The organism is Paraburkholderia sp. UCT2 (assembly GCF_014397665.1).
Lineage (GTDB): Bacteria > Pseudomonadota > Gammaproteobacteria > Burkholderiales > Burkholderiaceae > Paraburkholderia > Paraburkholderia tuberum.
Genome location: NZ_VZQO01000001.1, coordinates 329,142 through 344,805, shown reverse-complemented (window position 1 = coordinate 344,805; position 15,664 = coordinate 329,142). Strand labels below are relative to the sequence as shown.

At 66.5% G+C, this 15,664-nt stretch carries 13 protein-coding genes; all 13 read right to left on the bottom strand.

The window, feature by feature from the left end; all coding sequences use genetic code 11:
- Nucleotides 1-59: 59 nt before the first annotated feature.
- The 13 genes from F6X39_RS01550 to F6X39_RS01490 all read right to left on the bottom strand — a co-directional run bounded on the left by F6X39_RS01550 (nt 60) and on the right by F6X39_RS01490 (nt 15,636).
- Nucleotides 60-794 carry an RNA polymerase sigma factor FliA gene (locus F6X39_RS01550; protein ID WP_090802497.1) on the bottom strand — a complete coding sequence of 245 codons (735 nt, stop codon included), beginning with the start codon at nt 792-794 and terminating at the stop codon, nt 60-62.
- 30 nt (nt 795-824) lie between these two features.
- Nucleotides 825-1,694, bottom strand: a complete 870-nt coding sequence (locus F6X39_RS01545; protein WP_187615282.1) for a MinD/ParA family protein — start codon at nt 1,692-1,694, stop codon at nt 825-827.
- On the bottom strand, nt 1,687-3,663 hold the full coding sequence (flhF, locus tag F6X39_RS01540; protein ID WP_187615280.1) for a flagellar biosynthesis protein FlhF: 1,977 nt from the start codon (nt 3,661-3,663) through the stop codon (nt 1,687-1,689). Before flhF ends, F6X39_RS01545 begins: the two co-directional genes overlap by 8 nt.
- Nucleotides 3,664-3,909: 246 nt before the next feature.
- Nucleotides 3,910-6,012, bottom strand: coding sequence for a flagellar biosynthesis protein FlhA (flhA, locus tag F6X39_RS01535; protein WP_187615278.1), 2,103 nt, complete (start codon nt 6,010-6,012; stop codon nt 3,910-3,912).
- On the bottom strand, nt 6,009-7,244 hold the full coding sequence (flhB, locus tag F6X39_RS01530) for a flagellar biosynthesis protein FlhB (RefSeq protein WP_187615276.1): 1,236 nt from the start codon (nt 7,242-7,244) through the stop codon (nt 6,009-6,011). The genes flhA and flhB overlap by 4 nt, the downstream gene beginning before the upstream one ends.
- Before the next feature lie 175 nt (nt 7,245-7,419).
- Nucleotides 7,420-8,736 (bottom strand): DUF3443 domain-containing protein, encoded by a 1,317-nt coding sequence (locus F6X39_RS01525; protein WP_187615274.1) that lies wholly within the window; start codon nt 8,734-8,736, stop codon nt 7,420-7,422.
- A 14-nt stretch (nt 8,737-8,750) separates the two neighbouring features.
- The gene (locus F6X39_RS01520) at nt 8,751-9,296 is read right to left on the bottom strand and encodes a DUF2844 domain-containing protein (protein ID WP_187615273.1); all 546 of its coding nucleotides are present in this window, start codon (nt 9,294-9,296) and stop codon (nt 8,751-8,753) included.
- A 337-nt stretch (nt 9,297-9,633) separates the two neighbouring features.
- Complete coding sequence (cheZ, locus tag F6X39_RS01515; protein ID WP_187615271.1) at nt 9,634-10,344, bottom strand: protein phosphatase CheZ; 711 nt, start codon at nt 10,342-10,344, stop codon at nt 9,634-9,636.
- 1 nt (nt 10,345) lies between these two features.
- Nucleotides 10,346-10,741 carry a chemotaxis response regulator CheY gene (gene cheY / locus F6X39_RS01510; RefSeq protein ID WP_018418782.1) on the bottom strand — a complete coding sequence of 132 codons (396 nt, stop codon included), beginning with the start codon at nt 10,739-10,741 and terminating at the stop codon, nt 10,346-10,348.
- A gap of 61 nt (nt 10,742-10,802) precedes the next feature.
- Complete coding sequence (locus F6X39_RS01505; RefSeq protein WP_187615344.1) at nt 10,803-11,891, bottom strand: chemotaxis response regulator protein-glutamate methylesterase; 1,089 nt, start codon at nt 11,889-11,891, stop codon at nt 10,803-10,805.
- Between the two features lie 5 nt (nt 11,892-11,896).
- Nucleotides 11,897-12,616, bottom strand: a complete 720-nt coding sequence (gene cheD, locus F6X39_RS01500) for a chemoreceptor glutamine deamidase CheD (RefSeq protein WP_018418784.1) — start codon at nt 12,614-12,616, stop codon at nt 11,897-11,899.
- Nucleotides 12,613-13,584: a CheR family methyltransferase gene (locus tag F6X39_RS01495; RefSeq protein ID WP_187615268.1), complete on the bottom strand. Its 972-nt coding sequence runs from the start codon at nt 13,582-13,584 to the stop codon at nt 12,613-12,615. Before F6X39_RS01495 ends, cheD begins: the two co-directional genes overlap by 4 nt.
- A 204-nt stretch (nt 13,585-13,788) precedes the next feature.
- The gene (locus F6X39_RS01490; RefSeq protein ID WP_187615266.1) at nt 13,789-15,636 is read right to left on the bottom strand and encodes a methyl-accepting chemotaxis protein; all 1,848 of its coding nucleotides are present in this window, start codon (nt 15,634-15,636) and stop codon (nt 13,789-13,791) included.
- Nucleotides 15,637-15,664 lie beyond the last annotated feature (28 nt).

Genomic DNA, 15,664 nt, shown 5'->3' with positions numbered 1-15,664 from the left:
GGCGCACCGCCGCATCTGCAGGCGGCGTTTGAAAAACGGCGTGCGGCGCCGCGGTGGCGTCAGTTCGCTTCGGCGTTCGCCCAGGCCATTTCGCGCAGTCGGGCGCGCAGGCGTGCCACGGCCTGGCTATGCAACTGGCACACGCGCGATTCGCTGACTTCCATCACCGCGCCGATCTCGCGCAGATTCATGCCGCGCTCGTAGTACAGCGACATCAGCAGTTTCTCGCGCTCCGGCAAGCGGTCGATCGCTTCGATGAGCGCCGAGCGCAGGCTGTCGTCGAGCAGCGCCGAGAGCGGATCGGAATGATCGACGCAGTAGCGGTCCAGAAAAGGTTCGTCGTCGGCGGAGCGGTCGAAGTCTTCGTAGTAGATCAACTGGCTGCCATGCAGGTCCTGCAGCATCGACTGATATTCGTCGAGCGGCATTTGCAGGTGCTCGGCGACCTCCGCCTCGCTCGCCGAGCGGCCGAGGTTCTGCTCCACCTTGTGCACCGCGGATTCCACTTCGCGCGACGTGCGGCGCAGGCTGCGCGGCAGCCAGTCGTTGCTGCGCAACTCGTCGAGCATCGCGCCGCGAATCCGCTGGCTGGCATAGGTCTCGAACTGCGCGCCCTGGTCTTCCTTGTAGCGGCCGGCGGCATCCAGCAAACCGATCATGCCGGCCTGGATCAGGTCGTCGAGATCGACGCTCGCCGGCATTTTCGCGACAAGCTGCAAGCCGAGTCGACGCACGAGCGGTGCGTACTTCGTCAAAACTTCGGCCTGAGAAATCTTTCCCTGAGCGTTGTACATCGTGCTCCCCTTGTCCTTCGTGCACGCCTTTCAAGCGTGATGCGCGGACGGTTGGTCGGCGTGGTGCGCCGCTGTAACTGTCGCAGGCGCCCGCCAGGGCGTTTGCGACGACATCGCTGGCCGCATCGGCCAGTACTGCAATTCGGCGGCGAGATGGCGGAAGTCGCGCGCGGCCGGTGTCGACGGAAACGCGTCCACCACGCAGCGCGACAGCTCGAGTGCCCGTGCGATGCGCACGTCGGCCGCAATGCAGCCGGCGTTTTCCAACGCGACGGTCAGGTAACGGCCAGCCACGCCGGCGAGATTCGCGAACGCGGCCTGCGCGTCGTTGGCGCTTTGCACGTGATTCGCGAGCACGCGCAACTGCGCGATCGCGTGCGCGTAATGCAAACGCTTGATGCACGCATAGGCCTCGGTGATCGCCTCGCCCGACATGCGCGCGACGACCATCACGTCATGCGCCTGCCTGGCGAGCGGCGACAGATGCCCTTCGTCGTCGAGCTGCGCGTCGATCAGCACGATATCGGCCGAGCCGCCGAGCAGCACACCGAGTTCGGCCTCCGTATGCCCCTCGCGGTTGTTGCGCGAGGCGGACAGCACCGAAAAACCGAGCGCGTGACGCGCGGCGGCGAAATCGACCGGGCTCTCGCCGCGCATCACCGCCGCGAAGTTGCCCGCGCCGCGCAAGCCGCCAAGCATCGCGCTCACCGATTTCTCACCGACGCATTCGTCGATCACCAGCACGTCCTTGCCCTGCTGTGCGAGCGCCGCGGCGAGGTTGACCGCCACGGTCGTATTACCGATGCCCGACGACGCACCCGCCAACGCGATCACGCGCGCGCCGCCGCGCCCGAGCAGCCGCCGCAACCCTTCGGCTTGATCCGAAACGAACTTATCCAAAGCGAACCTCGTGCAGCTCGGCCGTCGAACGTGCGGACAGCGAGGACAGCAAAGCGGGGATGTCGTCGTCGTGCGGCACGAACGGCGAGCTGTCGCGCGGAATGCAGAAGGTGCTCTTGATCAGGAATTTCTTCGTCGCGACGTAAAGGTTCTCCGGCACCTTCTGTCCGGTCGATACGTAATGCACCGGCAGCTTGTAGCGGATCACCGTATCGAGCACGCCGCCGAGGTTGGTCGCTTCGTCGAGCTTGGTCAGAATGCAGCCGGCGAGCGGCTGCTGGTCCGGCGCGCGCTGATACGCCTGCACGACTTCGTTCAACGTGTCGCCGTGGCTCGTCGCGTTGAGCAGCAACAGACGCTGCACCGGCTGGCCGGCGCGGCTTAGCATCGCGATCTGGTCGGACACGAGCCGGTCGCGCTGGCTCATACCGATCGTGTCGATCAGCACGATGTGCTTGTTGCGCAACTCCGAGAGCGCGAGCTGCAGATCGGCGCTGTCCTTCACCGCATGCACCGAAACGCCGAGAATCTTGCCGAAGATGCGCAGCTGTTCATGACCGCCGATGCGGTAGCTGTCGGTCGTCAGCAGCGCCACCTTGCTCGCGCCGAAGCGCATCACGCAGCGCGCCGCGAGCTTCGCGGTGGTCGTCGTCTTGCCGACGCCGGTCGGCCCCATCAGCGCGAATACGCCGCCGCGCTCCATCAGCGCGTCTTCGTCCTCCATCACCGGCAGGTTCGACTCGAGCACCGAGCGCACCCAGTCCATGCCGCCATCCATCGTGTCGACATCTTCGGGCAGGTTGTCGACCAGCATCTGCACGAGCTGCGCGGAAAAGCCGGCGGCGAACAGATGCTTGGTGAGCGCGGCGCGTGCGGGACTGCGGCGCTGTCGATCGCCCCACAGCAGACCCGCGAAGTGCTCTTCCATCATGTCGCGCATCGACGACAGCTCGTTCATCACGGTGTCCTTGACGACCTGCTCCATGCGCCCCTTGATCGCTTCGGCGACGGCGGACGGCGTGCGGCTTTCGTCAGTAGCGGACGGCATGGGCGCGATCTTCTGAGCGGCGCGGCGCGCAGCGGCTTCGGCGGCTTCGCGCGCCCAGTCGGGCGTGTCGATCACCGGCGGCACGGCGACCGGCCGCGCGTCGACTGCGCTGCCGAGGCCTTTGGCGGTCGCGACGGCGGGCGTCATCGCGGCGGGACGCGCGCTGTATTGGCCGCCCTGTTGCTGCTGCTCGGCCGCGAGGCGGCGCGCGTGATCGATGAGCCACGGATTCGACTCGGCCATCGTGCGCGGCGCGGCGGCTTCGCTCGATGGGATTGCCGGCGGTACCGGCACGCCGGCGGCTTTCAGCAAATCCGCGCGGATGTCTTTCGACAGGCGCGCGGCCGCGGCGCGGGCGCTCGCGCCGGAAGGCGTGGCGGCAGCGGCGGGCGTGGCCGGTGCGTTGAACGATGTGGCCGCGCTGGACGCCGACTGGCTTGCGGCGGGCGCGGGGCCTGTCGCGATGGCCGCGGACGCTGCTTGATTCGCGGACATGCTGAGCGCCTGGCTGAGCGCCGAATTGAGCGCCGTCCTGTTCACCGAGCCGGCCATGAAATCCGCAGCCGCATTCGCCGGCTCGATCGCCGGCGTCGCTTCACCACCCGCTTCCGGGCTCGCGCCGAACACCGACGAAAACACGTCCGGCATTGCGCTCGCGTACGGATTCGTCGGCGCCGCGAACAAGCCGCGCGGGGCCAGCGTCGATGCCGCACCTGAGCCCGTGCCGAGCGCCGCGGCCTGCGCGCCTTCGCGCGCTTTCGGCGTGATCGCGGCGAGATCGCTATCGGCGAGCGCGACGATTTCGACGCTGCCGTCGTCCATCGTGCGATTCGACAGCACGACCGCATCGGGGCCAAGTGCTTCGCGAACGAGACGCAACGCATCGCGACTGGTAGCACCGACAAATTTACGAATGTTCAAGCTGGACCCCCGATGAGGTATACGGACTGACGGACCGGCAATACACCGCTTCCCATTGCGATCAATTATTGCGAAAGGCGTCGGGCGACGATCGATGGATAAAGACCGTTAAAGGTGGGTAATTCGCGCGATGGACACACGGCAGACGCATCGTTCGACGAGCCTGGGAGAGCCGTGCAAACGCAAACCGGCGCCCCATTGGAGCGCCGGTTCGTTGTATCGACAGCCGCGGGCGAGCGACCTTCGTCAGCCGTGCGCGCCGATCAGATTGACCACCTTGACGTTGCGCGTATCGGGCACTTCCGCATACGAGAGCACCTTCAGCTGCGGCAGGCTGCGGCGCAGGAAGCGCGCGAGCATCGGCCGCAGTGCGTGCTGCACCAGCAGCACCGGAGCGAGGCCAAGGTTCTGCTGACGCGTCATCGCTTTCTGCGTTTCGGTGAGCAGCGTGTTCGCGAGACCCGGTTCGAGGCCCGGGTTCGGTCCGGTCGATAGCGCCTGCGACAGCACCCGTTCGAGGTTCGCGTCGAGGCCCATCACCTGCATGTCGGCGGTCCCGGGGAACCACTGCTGCGTGATCGCGCGGCCCAGCGCGAGCCGCACCGCGGCGGTGAGGTCGTGCGGGTCGGTGAGCTTGGTCGCGTGTTCGGCGAGCGCTTCGAGGATCGTGCGCATGTCGCGAATCGGCACGCCTTCTTCGAGCAGGTTCTGCAGCACCTTTTGCAGCGTGGTGAGCGGCAGCATCTTCGGCACCAGATCGTCGACGAGCGACGCCGTGTCCTTTTGCATCCGCTCGACCAGCGACTGCACCTCGCGGCGGCCGAGCAGCTCCGACGCGTGCGTGACGACGAGGTGATTCAGGTGCGTCGCGACCACCGTGCTCGAATCGACGACCGTGTAGCCGTATACCTGCGCCTGTTCGCGCAGATTCGTGTCGATCCAGATGGCGGGCAGGCCGAACGCCGGGTCCTGGGTCGGCGTGCCCGGCAGCGCAGCCGATACCTGGCCCGGGTTGATCGCGAGCCACTGGCCCGGATACGCCTCGCCCGAGCCGACCTCGACGCCCTTCAACGCGATCCGATAGCCGTTCGGCCGCAATTCGAGGTTGTCGCGGATATGAATGACCGGCGGCAAGAAGCCGATTTCCTGCGCGAACTTCTTGCGGATGCTCTTGATCCGCTTGAGCAGCTCGCCGTCCGAGTTCTTGTCGACGAGCGGAATCAGCCGGTAGCCGACTTCGAGGCCGAGCGTGTCGATCATCGTCACGTCGTCCCAGCTCGCCTCGGCGTTTTCGACCGGCGCCAGCGCGGCCGGCGCGACGTCGACGAGCGCCGGTGCGTTCTTGCGCTCCTCGGTGCGCTTCTTCATCGTGCGGCCGAGCTGGATCAGGCCGCCGCCGAGAATCAGGAACGCGAAGTGCGGCATGCCCGGGATCAGGCCCATCAGCACGAGAATGCAGCCGGTGATCATCAGCACGCGCGGGTTCGTGAACAGCTGGCCGGTCAGCTGCGTGCCGATGTCCTCGTTGGTCGCGACGCGCGAGACGATCACGCCGGCCGCCGTCGAAATCACCAGCGACGGAATCTGCGCGACGAGGCCGTCGCCGATCGTCAGCAGCGTGTAGTTCTTGCCCGCCGCGGCAAAACTCATGTCGTGCTGGACCATCCCGACGATCAGCCCGCCGATGATGTTGATCACCATGATCAGGAGGCCGGCGACCGCATCGCCTCGCACGAACTTGCTCGCACCGTCCATCGAGCCGTAGAACTCGGCTTCCTGAGAGATCTCCTTGCGCCGCGTGCGAGCCTGCTCTTCGTTGATGAGGCCGGCGTTCAGATCGGCGTCGATCGCCATCTGCTTGCCGGGCATCGCGTCGAGCGTGAAGCGCGCGGACACTTCGGCGATCCGCCCCGCGCCCTTCGTGATCACCATGAAGTTGATCACCATCAGGATCACGAACACGACGATACCAACCGCGAAGTTGCCGCCCACGAGGAAGTGGCCGAACGACTCGATCACCTGACCGGCCGCATCGGGACCGGTATGGCCTTCGAGCAGCACGACCCGCGTCGAGGCGACGTTCAGCGACAGCCGCAGCAGCGTCGAGAACAGCAGCACGCTCGGGAACGCGGCGAAGTCGAGCGGCTTCATCGTGTACATGCTGACGAGCAGCACCATCACCGACAGCGCGATGTTGAACGTGAACAGCAGATCCAGCAGGAACGGCGGCAACGGCAGAATCATCATGCCGAGGATCATGCAGATCAGCACCGGCCCGGCGAGGGCGCGCAGGTTGGTGCTGCTCAGCGCATCCGAGCGTCGGGCGAGGAAACCGGCGCGAGCGTTCATGCGGAGGCTCCGTTGTTGTCGTCGCTAGTGGCGTCGTTGGCGTTGTCGTCGGTCGGGTTCAGCGTGTTGGCGGCTTCCTCGGCGGCGTCCTCGTCCGATACGCCGCCCTTGTCGAGTTCGGGCGGCACGTCGAGTTCGGTCGGCGCGACCGGCACGTCGCCGCCTTTGGCCTTGAAGCGGCGCAGCTGATAGACCCACGCGAGCACTTCGGCGACCGCGCCATAGAGCGGCCCCGGAATCTCACGATTCAGATCGACGTTGTGATAGAGCGCACGCGCGAGCGGCGGCGCTTCGAGCAGCGGCACGTTGTTTTCGGCGGCGATCTCGCGAATCCGCGCGGCCACGAGGTTCACGCCCTTCGCGACCACCTTCGGCGCGCGCATCTCGCCGTCCGTGTATTGCAGCGCGACCGCGAAGTGCGTCGGGTTGGTCACGACCACGTCGGCCTTCGGCACTTGCGCCATCATGCGGCGCCGCGCGATCGCGCGCTGCTGCTGGCGAATCTTGCCCTTGATGTGCGGATCGCCTTCGCTCTCGCGATGCTCACGCTTCACTTCTTCCTTCGTCATGCGCAGCTTCTTGTGGAACGACCACAGCTGGTACGGCACGTCGAGCGCGGCCACCGCGAACATACCGGCCACCGTCATGCCGCAGCACACCGCGATCAGATGCACGGAGTTGGCGAGCGCGAGATTGAGCGGCTGCGTCGCGAGCGCGAGGAATTGCTCGTGGCGATTCCAGATCGCCGTGCCGCCGATCAACCCCACCACCAGCGTCTTCGCGAGCGACATGCCGAGCTGGATCGGTCCGTTGATCGAAAATATGCGGCCGAGGCCCTCGATCGGGTTCAGCCGGTTGAACTTCGGCTCGAGCCCTTTCGCGGACAGTTGCCAGCCGCCCAGCGCCATCGGAGCGAGCAGCGCGGCAAGTCCGGTGACGCCGAGTATCGGCACGAGCGCGTAGAGTCCTTCGCGACCCGCTGAGCCCGCGCCGATCAGCATGCGGCTGGTGTCGAACGCGCTCGCGTGGTTGAAGGTGAGCGACGCACGCAGCATGTTCTGCAAATGCTCGCCGATGCTGCCCGACATGCCCCATACGCCGTAGAACCCGGCCGCGAGCAGCGCGAAGGTCGACAGCTCCCGCGAACGCACGATCTGCCCCTCCTCGCGCGCCTTCTGCAGGCGCCGAGGGGTGGCGGATTCGGTTTTTTCGAGGTCGCTGTCCTCTGCCACAAAGCTCTCCAGTCGGCCGAGGCACGGCGCCTCTTTCCAGTGAGAGCGATTATTCCTGCTCGACGCAAGCGCCGATCGGCGGATAAGGGCGGAGAAACGGGGGCATTTCGACGGATGAGCGGACGGCTCGCGCGTTTGTCACGCAAGCCGTCCGGCATTGGATCGACGTGCGGCTTCAGTAGCCGACGAAGGGGGAGGGACCGCCGCTCGCGGTCTGATCGAGGTGGTAGTACACGTAGCGGCCGAAGAAGAACGGCAGACCGAGGTCGAAGCTGGCGTTGCCGCCGATCTGGCCGGCGAGCGTGTTGAACGCGTAGTTGCCGCCGTTGGCGAACAGCGTCTGCGCATTCACGATGCCGATGCTCGCGACCGCCGACACGTTGTTCTTCCCGACCAGCGTGACCGTGCGGGTCTGCGCCGACGACGGGCAATAGAAGCCCGCGAACTGGCTGCCGCACAGCGTGAGCGTGCTATCGCCGAAGAAATAGGCGTTCGAGCCGGAATCGAGGAACGCCTGGACGGTCGTGCCGTTGAAGGTGCTGTTGTTGAGGTCGCCGTATGGGTCGGTCGTGAACACCTGCGCAGCGGCAAGCGGGTTGTTCCCCTGCGTGCCGATGCCGAACACCAGCGTGCCGGTCGCCGACGCCTGCCCGGTGTTCGACACCGGTGCCATCTGTACGATCACGCCGTTGTTGTCGAGCGGGAAGTTCGCGACCGGATTGGCGATCTGTTGCAGAATCGGCACCGCGGTGCGCGTGCACGACGTGCCGTTCGGACAGGCGAAGTAGTTGCTGTAGGTCGCCGCGGTCGTCGTGTTCGCGCAGGTTGCGCCGCAATCGGTCGGCGCGGTGCCGATGCCGAGGATGCCGTTCGCGCCCAGATCGGCGGCCGTGTTTTCGGCCGGGCCGCTGCCGCAGCCGCTTGGTACCGTGCTCGCGGCCTTGTCGCCGATGATCTGCAGCGGGATGCTGCCGGTCGTCGTTTCGCCGCCGAGCGTCACGATCGCGGTACGCACCGAGCCCCACGTGTAACCGTCCGCGAACGTCGCGCACTCGGCGAGCTGCGCGCTGTTACTGCCGATCGTGCTGACCGGCAGTGCGCCGAGCAGCGTCGAATTGAGCGTGGAGCTGACCACGCGCAAACCGAACGAGCCGGTGTCGACCTGGATGTTGTCGATGGTCTGACAGTTGGTGGCCGAGCCTGGCGCGCAGATCCTCACGCTGACGGTCGGGATGTTGATGACACCCGAAACGCCCCGGCCGACCGTGATCGGCACCGTGTTCGACGCATTCGCGGAGATCGGCTGCTGGGTCGGGCTGGCCGGCAGCGAACCGCCGTTCAGTCCGTTCGAGGTGCTGCCGCCATTGTCGGAACTGGAGTTGTTGTCGCTACCGCCGCCTCCGCCGCAGGCGACGAGCGTCGCCGTGAGCAGCACGGCAAGCGCGGCCTGCATCCAGCTTTTGAGGTTCGCGTTCGTGAGCATGGTTCGCATCGTGGTCCTCGCCGTTACTGGATGTCGGAACCGCTGACGCCGGCCGGCAGCGCGGAGGGCAGCCACGCGACGCCGCTGAACGCGCCCATGTGGCCGCCCGAACGCACCACCAGCCCGCTCTCGTCGACGGCGACCGGCCCCCGCGCATTGCCGCGCGCGGCCCGCACGGCCTTCACGCCGGCCACGTACTGCGGGAAATAACTGCCGAGCAGATCACTGAGATCGGGCATTTGCGGACCATGCCACGAAATGCCGAATACCGCGCCACTCGTGCTCAGGTATTCGCGCACCACGGTGCCGTTGCCGAACGTGGTCTTGCGTACCGTGTAGGAAGCGGGTGTGGAAGATGTGGAAGACGCCGCGCTCGACTCAGAACGCATGACGCTTTGCGATGTGCCGCTGGCGGGCTGCACCACGCGGGACGACACCGACGCGTCGGACGGGGGGGTAAGCGGCGCGCTGCCCAGCGCCGCATGGGCGGATTGCGCGGCCGTCAGGGCCAGTAACGAACATGGCAATACGAGCGCCGTGACTCCGGCGCGACCAATACGACTCCACATGAGAAGCTCCTCCCGAGCCGCGGCACGCTTCGCCGACTGCGCGAAGCGGCCGCTTATAGGCAGATGATACGGCACCGCCGCGGCCGCAACGCTGAGGGATGGCCTCACCGGGCGACTGCCCGGCGTTGCGCGGGCCGGGTGCCGTACCGCTTTGACCTCGTAGTATGCCTGCGGATTCTTTCAGCCGGCGCAAGGCGCGCCCACGCGCGCGACTGACCGACTATGACTAGCAGGAAAACGTACGGAAGATGGTTAGCCGGTACTCATTGAACGCGTGATTGGCGCAAATCGCGGAGAAACCACCAGCCCGGCGCGCTTGCCGGGCCGAGTCACTTGCTCAGAAACCGAGGCTCGCGAGCAGATCGTCGACCTGCGATTGATCCTGCACCACATCCGTCTTGCCTTCCGGATTGATCTGCGGACCGTTGAGCAGATGCTCGGGGCTGCCCGTCGACGACACCTCCGCCTTGAGCGCCGCGGCGTTCGCCGCGAACTGCTCGCGCCGCTCGAGCGCGATGTTCTCGACCAGCACGCCGAGCAGCTGCTGCTCGATCAGATAGACGACGTCGGTGATCTTCTTGATCACCTGGCCGGTCAGATCCTGGAAGTCCTGCGCGAGCATGATCTCCATCAGCTGCGAGTTGGTCGCGCCGGTCGCCTCGGGCACACCGCGCAGAAAGGTGCGCGTGTCGTTCATCAGCGCGCGCACTTCCTCGCGCTCGATCGGCGCCGCGTACCACTGCTCCCAGCGCGCGTCGAGCGTGCCCGCGTCTTTCTGCAGCTGCTCCTGGATCGGCTTCGCGATGTCGATCGCCGACAGCACGCGCTCGGCGGCCTGCTCGGTCATGTTGGCGATGTACTTCAGACGATCGCGCGCATCGGGCACGGCTTCGGCCGCGCGCTCGACGTGCTTGTCGAGCCCGAGTTCGCGCATCGAATCGCGCAGCGTGCGCGTCAGTTGTCCGATGCGGGCAAGGATGCGGTCCGACGCGAAGTCGCCGCTGTCGTTGCCCGCTTCGGCGCCAGGCGTTTGGGTCGGCGGCGTCACGTCAGCTCCCGGCTTTCGCCATTTTCTCGAGGATCTTGTTGAGCTTCTCGTCGAGCGTCGCGGCCGTGAACGGCTTGACGACGTAACCGCTCGCGCCGGCCTGCGCCGCCGCGATGATGTTTTCCTTCTTCGACTCGGCCGTCACCATCAACACCGGCAGGTGCGCGAGGCTCGCGTCGGCGCGGATTTCCTTCAGCATCGCGAGACCGTCGAGGTTCGGCATGTTCCAGTCGGAGATCACGAACTCGTAGCTGCCGCTGCGCAGACGCGCGAGACCGGCCGCGCCGTCTTCCGCCTCGTCGACGTTCGAGTAGCCCAGTTCCTTCAGCAGGTTGCGGACGATCCGGCGCATCGTCGGAAAATCGTCAACCACCAGAATCTTCATTCCCTTGTCCATTTCTTTCCCTTTGCTTGATCCATGTTGCGGCGCTCGGCCGCGTCATTCCATCCGGCACGCATCATACCCGCTGAACGCGGTCGCCCATCGACGACAAACGCGCCATCACGCGCCGGCTCATGTCCGGCAGCGCGGCGATTTCGTCGGCCGCGCCGAGCGCGATCGCCTCGCGCGGCATGCCGAACACGATGCAACTCGCCTCGTCCTGCGCCAGCGTGTAGGCACCGGCCTTTTTCATCTCCAGCAGCCCGGCCGCGCCGTCGCGCCCCATGCCGGTCAGGATCACGCCAACGGCGTTCTTGCCCGCATGCTGCGCGGCCGAACGGAACAGTACATCGACCGACGGACGATGCCGGTTCACCGGCGGGTCGTCGGACAGATGCGCAATATAGTTCGCGCCGCTCCTCGCGAGCAAAAGATGCGCATGGCCCGGCGCGATGTACGCGTGCCCCGGCAGCACACGCTCGCCGTGCTCTGCTTCTTTAACGGTAATCCGGCACAAACCATTGAGGCGTTGCGCGAAAGATTTCGTAAAGCCCGGCGGCATGTGCTGCGCGATCAGCACCGCGGGCGCGTCGGGCGGCAGCGGCACCAGCACTTCGCGGATCGCTTCGGTGCCGCCCGTCGAGGCGCCGACGATAACCAGCTTCTCGGTACTCAGCAGCGGGTTGTTGAAGAGCGGCGTGGCGCCGGCCGGCGCCTGCGCGGCCTGGGTGGCCGCATGCTGCGCGGGCGCGGCCTGGCGTACGCGCGCGCGGGCTGCCGCGCGAACCTTGTCGGCGAGCTTTTCCGCGTAGTCGAGCATGCCGTCGCGAATGCCGACCTTCGGCTTGGTCACGAAATCGACCGCGCCGAGTTCAAGCGCGCGCAGCGTGATTTCGTTGCCGCGCTCGGTCAGCGACGACACCATCACGACCGGCATCGGCCGCAGACGCATCAGCTTCTCGAGAAAGTCGAGGCCGTCCATGCGCGGCATTTCGACGTCGAGCGTCAACACGTCCGGGTTGTGCTGCTTGATGAGCTCGCGCGCGACGAGCGGATCGGGTGCCGTCGCGACCACCGTCATGTCCGGCTGGCTATTGATGATTTCGGTCATCAGGCTGCGGATCAGCGCCGAATCGTCGACGCACAATACCTTGATCTTTTGCACAGCGCTCACGCCTCCTCTGTGGTTCTGGCGTTGTTGGAATGAGTCGGGCGCGGGCTCGCGCCGAACAGTTCGATTCTCGGCCGCGCGGCGGCGGCGGCCGGCTTCGCGAACAGCTCGACCCGCTTGCGCGCGGCGGCGAGCCGCTCGGCGCGTGCTTCGGCGCTTTGCCGCACGAGCGCCTGCTCGCGCTCGGCGACGCCCGCTTCCTGTTGCAAGCGCAATTTCTTCACCATCACCTGACCGGTGCGCGGCATGAACGCGACCTTGCGCGGGTGCGAGCCCTGCAGGTCCTCGGCGACGATGCGGATCTTTTCGGTGGCCAGATAGCGGCGCACGAACTCCGAGTTGCGATCGCCGATGTTCATCGTCGTCATGCCCGCGAGCACCGCGCCGCCGCCGAACACCTTGGCCTCGAAGCGCTCGCGCCGCCCGCCCGCCTTGATCAGTTCGTTGATCAGCACTTCCATCGCGTACGCGCCGTAGCGCATCGAGTCCGACGCGGCCTGCGCGACGTCGGCGCCGTCGTCGGGCAGCATGAAGTGATTCATGCCGCCGATGCCCGCGGTGCGGTCCTGGATGCAGGCCGCGACGCACGAGCCGAGCACGGTCACGAGCACCATGTCTTCGCTCGTCGTATAGAACTCGTTGGGCAACAGCTTCACGCCGGGGCGCTGGAAGTGGTTGTCGTAGTACAGGTTCGAAGCGATCGGCAGCGTGCTGCTCATGCGGCCACCCCGCTCGATTGATGCGCGTCATGCGCGTCAGGCGCGTTGGCGCGCGACGGCGCGCGAATGCCGCCCACGTCGCGCGTCAATTCGTAGACGGTCTGGCCGCGCAGCCGGAACGCTTGCGTCACGTACGTGAAGTTTTCCGAATGGCCGGCGAACAACAGGCCGCCCGGTTTCATCAGCGGCTCGAAGCGCGTCAGCACCTGCGCCTGCGTCGGCTTGTCGAAATAGATCATCACGTTGCGGCAGAAGATCGCGTCGAACTGCGTGCGCAACTGGTAATCGCGATTGGTCAGGTTCAGTTGCTCGAAGCGCACGAGCGCGCGCACTTCGGGACGCACCTTGACCATCCCCGCATGCGCGCCCGTGCCCTTCAGGAAGAAGCGCTTCAACCGCTCGGGCGACAGGTGCTTGACCTGGTCGAACTGGTAGACGCCGGCCTCGGCCTTCGCGAGCACCTGGGTGTCGATGTCGGTCGCGAGCACCGACGCCTGGCGCGCGCCGCTGTCGCCGAGCGCCTCGATCAGCGTCATCGCGATCGAGTACGGCTCCTCGCCCGTCGATGCCGCCGAGCACCACACGCACACCGGTTGCGCACGGCGCGGCACGAACTCGGCGAGGATCGGAAAGTGATGGGCTTCGCGGAAAAACGCCGTGAGGTTGGTGGTCAGGGCATTGGTGAACGCTTCCCACTCGGCCGGATCGTTTTCCGCTTCGAGCAGATCGAGATACTGCCGGAACGTATCGATGCCGCGCGCCCGCAAGCGGCGCGCGAGGCGGCTATACGCCATGTCGCGCTTGTGGTCCGACAGCGAGATGCCCGCCCCGCGATGAATCAGGTCGCGGATGCGGGCGAAATCGGCCGCCGTAAATTCGAAATCGCGGCCCGTCTCGACGGACCTGGCCGGCTCTGTGCCGTCAGGTGCTGCCCGCGCGGGGCGTTGTGTTGCGCGCGTTGCCATCATGAAAATTCCTGTCTGCGATATGAGCCATCACGCTCGCCGCCCAGCCGGACTGCCTGGGAGGTAGGAATTGTCGTCGCGGGGTCGCGCCCTCCCGCGAGTACCATCGACATATGGCCGGCTCGCGACACGCGTACTGCGCGTGCTTCGATGCTTCGCCCATCCGCGGGCGCGATGCCGGTTGACCACATGTCACTCTGCCGTTGCCTAAAACGTTTCCCAGTCCGCGTCCGAGCTCGCCTTCGCCGTGCCCGGCGGAGCGCCGCGCGTGGGCGTGTCGGTCGTGACGCGAGCCGCGGCTGCGGCCGGCCGGGGCTTCAATACCGGTTCGACGCGTGCGGTTGCGTCGTGCTGCGTCGGGGTCGCCGCGGTTGCCTTCGATTCCTTGCTCGCGCCCACCGGGTTCACCGGAGTCGCCGCGCTCGCCGCTTGCGGTGCAGCCCTGGCGAGCCGCGCGGGCGTCTGCGCACGCTTGGCCGGGGCGCTCTGACGCGCCGGTGTGCCGGTTACCTTCCAGCCGCCCAGCACCGCCTGCAACTGCCGCGTCTGATCTTCGAGCGACGCCGCCGCTGCCGCCGCCTGTTCGACCAGCGCCGCGTTCTGCTGCGTGACCGAATCCATCTGCACGACCGCGCGGTTGACCTGCTCGATGCCGCCCGACTGCTCTTCCGACGCCGCGCTGATCTCGCCCATGATGTCGGTCACGCGACGCACCGCCTGCACGATTTCGTCCATCGTCGTGCCCGCGCGGCCGACCAGCTCGGAGCCGCTCTTGACCTTGTCGGCCGAATCGCCGATCAGCTCCTTGATCTCCTTCGCGGCGCTCGCGCTGCGCTGCGCGAGGCTGCGCACTTCGCCCGCGACGACCGCGAAACCGCGGCCCTGTTCGCCGGCGCGTGCGGCTTCGACCGCCGCGTTCAGCGCGAGGATGTTGGTCTGGAACGCGATGCCCTCGATCACGCCGATGATGTCGACGACCTTGTTCGAACTGATCGCGATTTGCTGCATCGTCGTGACGACCTGGCTCACCACGTCGCCGCCGCGCGTCGCGATGTCCGACGCGTTGACGGCGAGCTGGCTCGCCTGGCGCGCGTTCTCGGTGTTCTGCCGCACGGTGCCGGTCAGCTGATCCATGCTCGATGCGGTTTCCTGCAGCGACGCCGCTTGCTGCTCGGTGCGCTGCGACAGATCGGTGTTGCCCATCGCGATTTCGCGCGCGCCGGTGTCGATCGATTCGGTGCCGCTGCGGACCGCGCGCACCATCGTCGCGAGGCTTTCCTGCATCCGCTTGATGCCCGCGAACAGACGGCCGATTTCATTGTTGCTGAACACCTCGACGGGGGTGGACAGGTCGCCCCCAGCGATCCGCTCGAAGCACGCGGTCGCGTCGTTCAGCGGCTGCACGATGAGCCCGCGCAGCGCGAAACGGATGCCGACCACCACCAGCAGCGCGAGCACCGTGGTCACGCCGATCAGCATAATCATCAGCGACGCGCTCGACTGCGCGCTCGTTTCCTGATCGGCCACGCTCTGCCGCAACGCCTGGATCACCGCGGCGGCGGCCGCGTCGTAGGCGATGAACATCGGGCTGATCTTCGTGTCCGCGACCGCGTGATACGCGTCGAGATTGTTCGCGTTCAACGCGGCGAATTCGACCTCGACGCCGTCGTGCATCACCGTCGTATGCTTCGCGAGCACATCGTCGAGCAAGGCCTGCCCGACGCGGTGCTTCGGCGCGTCGAGATACGCCTGCCAGCTCTGCTTGCTCTTGCCGAGCAACTCCTGCGCGCGATCGAGCGCCTTCTTCGCCTCGTCCGCGTTACCGGCGGCCGTCAGCGTGTTGAAGCGATCGATCGCGATGCGCGAACGCAACAGATACGCCGACGCATCGTCGAGCGCATGAATCGCGACCAGTTCGCCGCGTGCGATGCGATCGAGCGAGCCGCTCGCGCGATTCAGCGCGGTCAGCCCGAGCGCGCCGACCACCACCGTCAGCGTCACCAGAAGAATCCCCACCATCGTCAGCGACGTGCGGATCGACCACCTGCTCAGCATTTTGATGCTCCTTGTGCCGGGTTCCGTT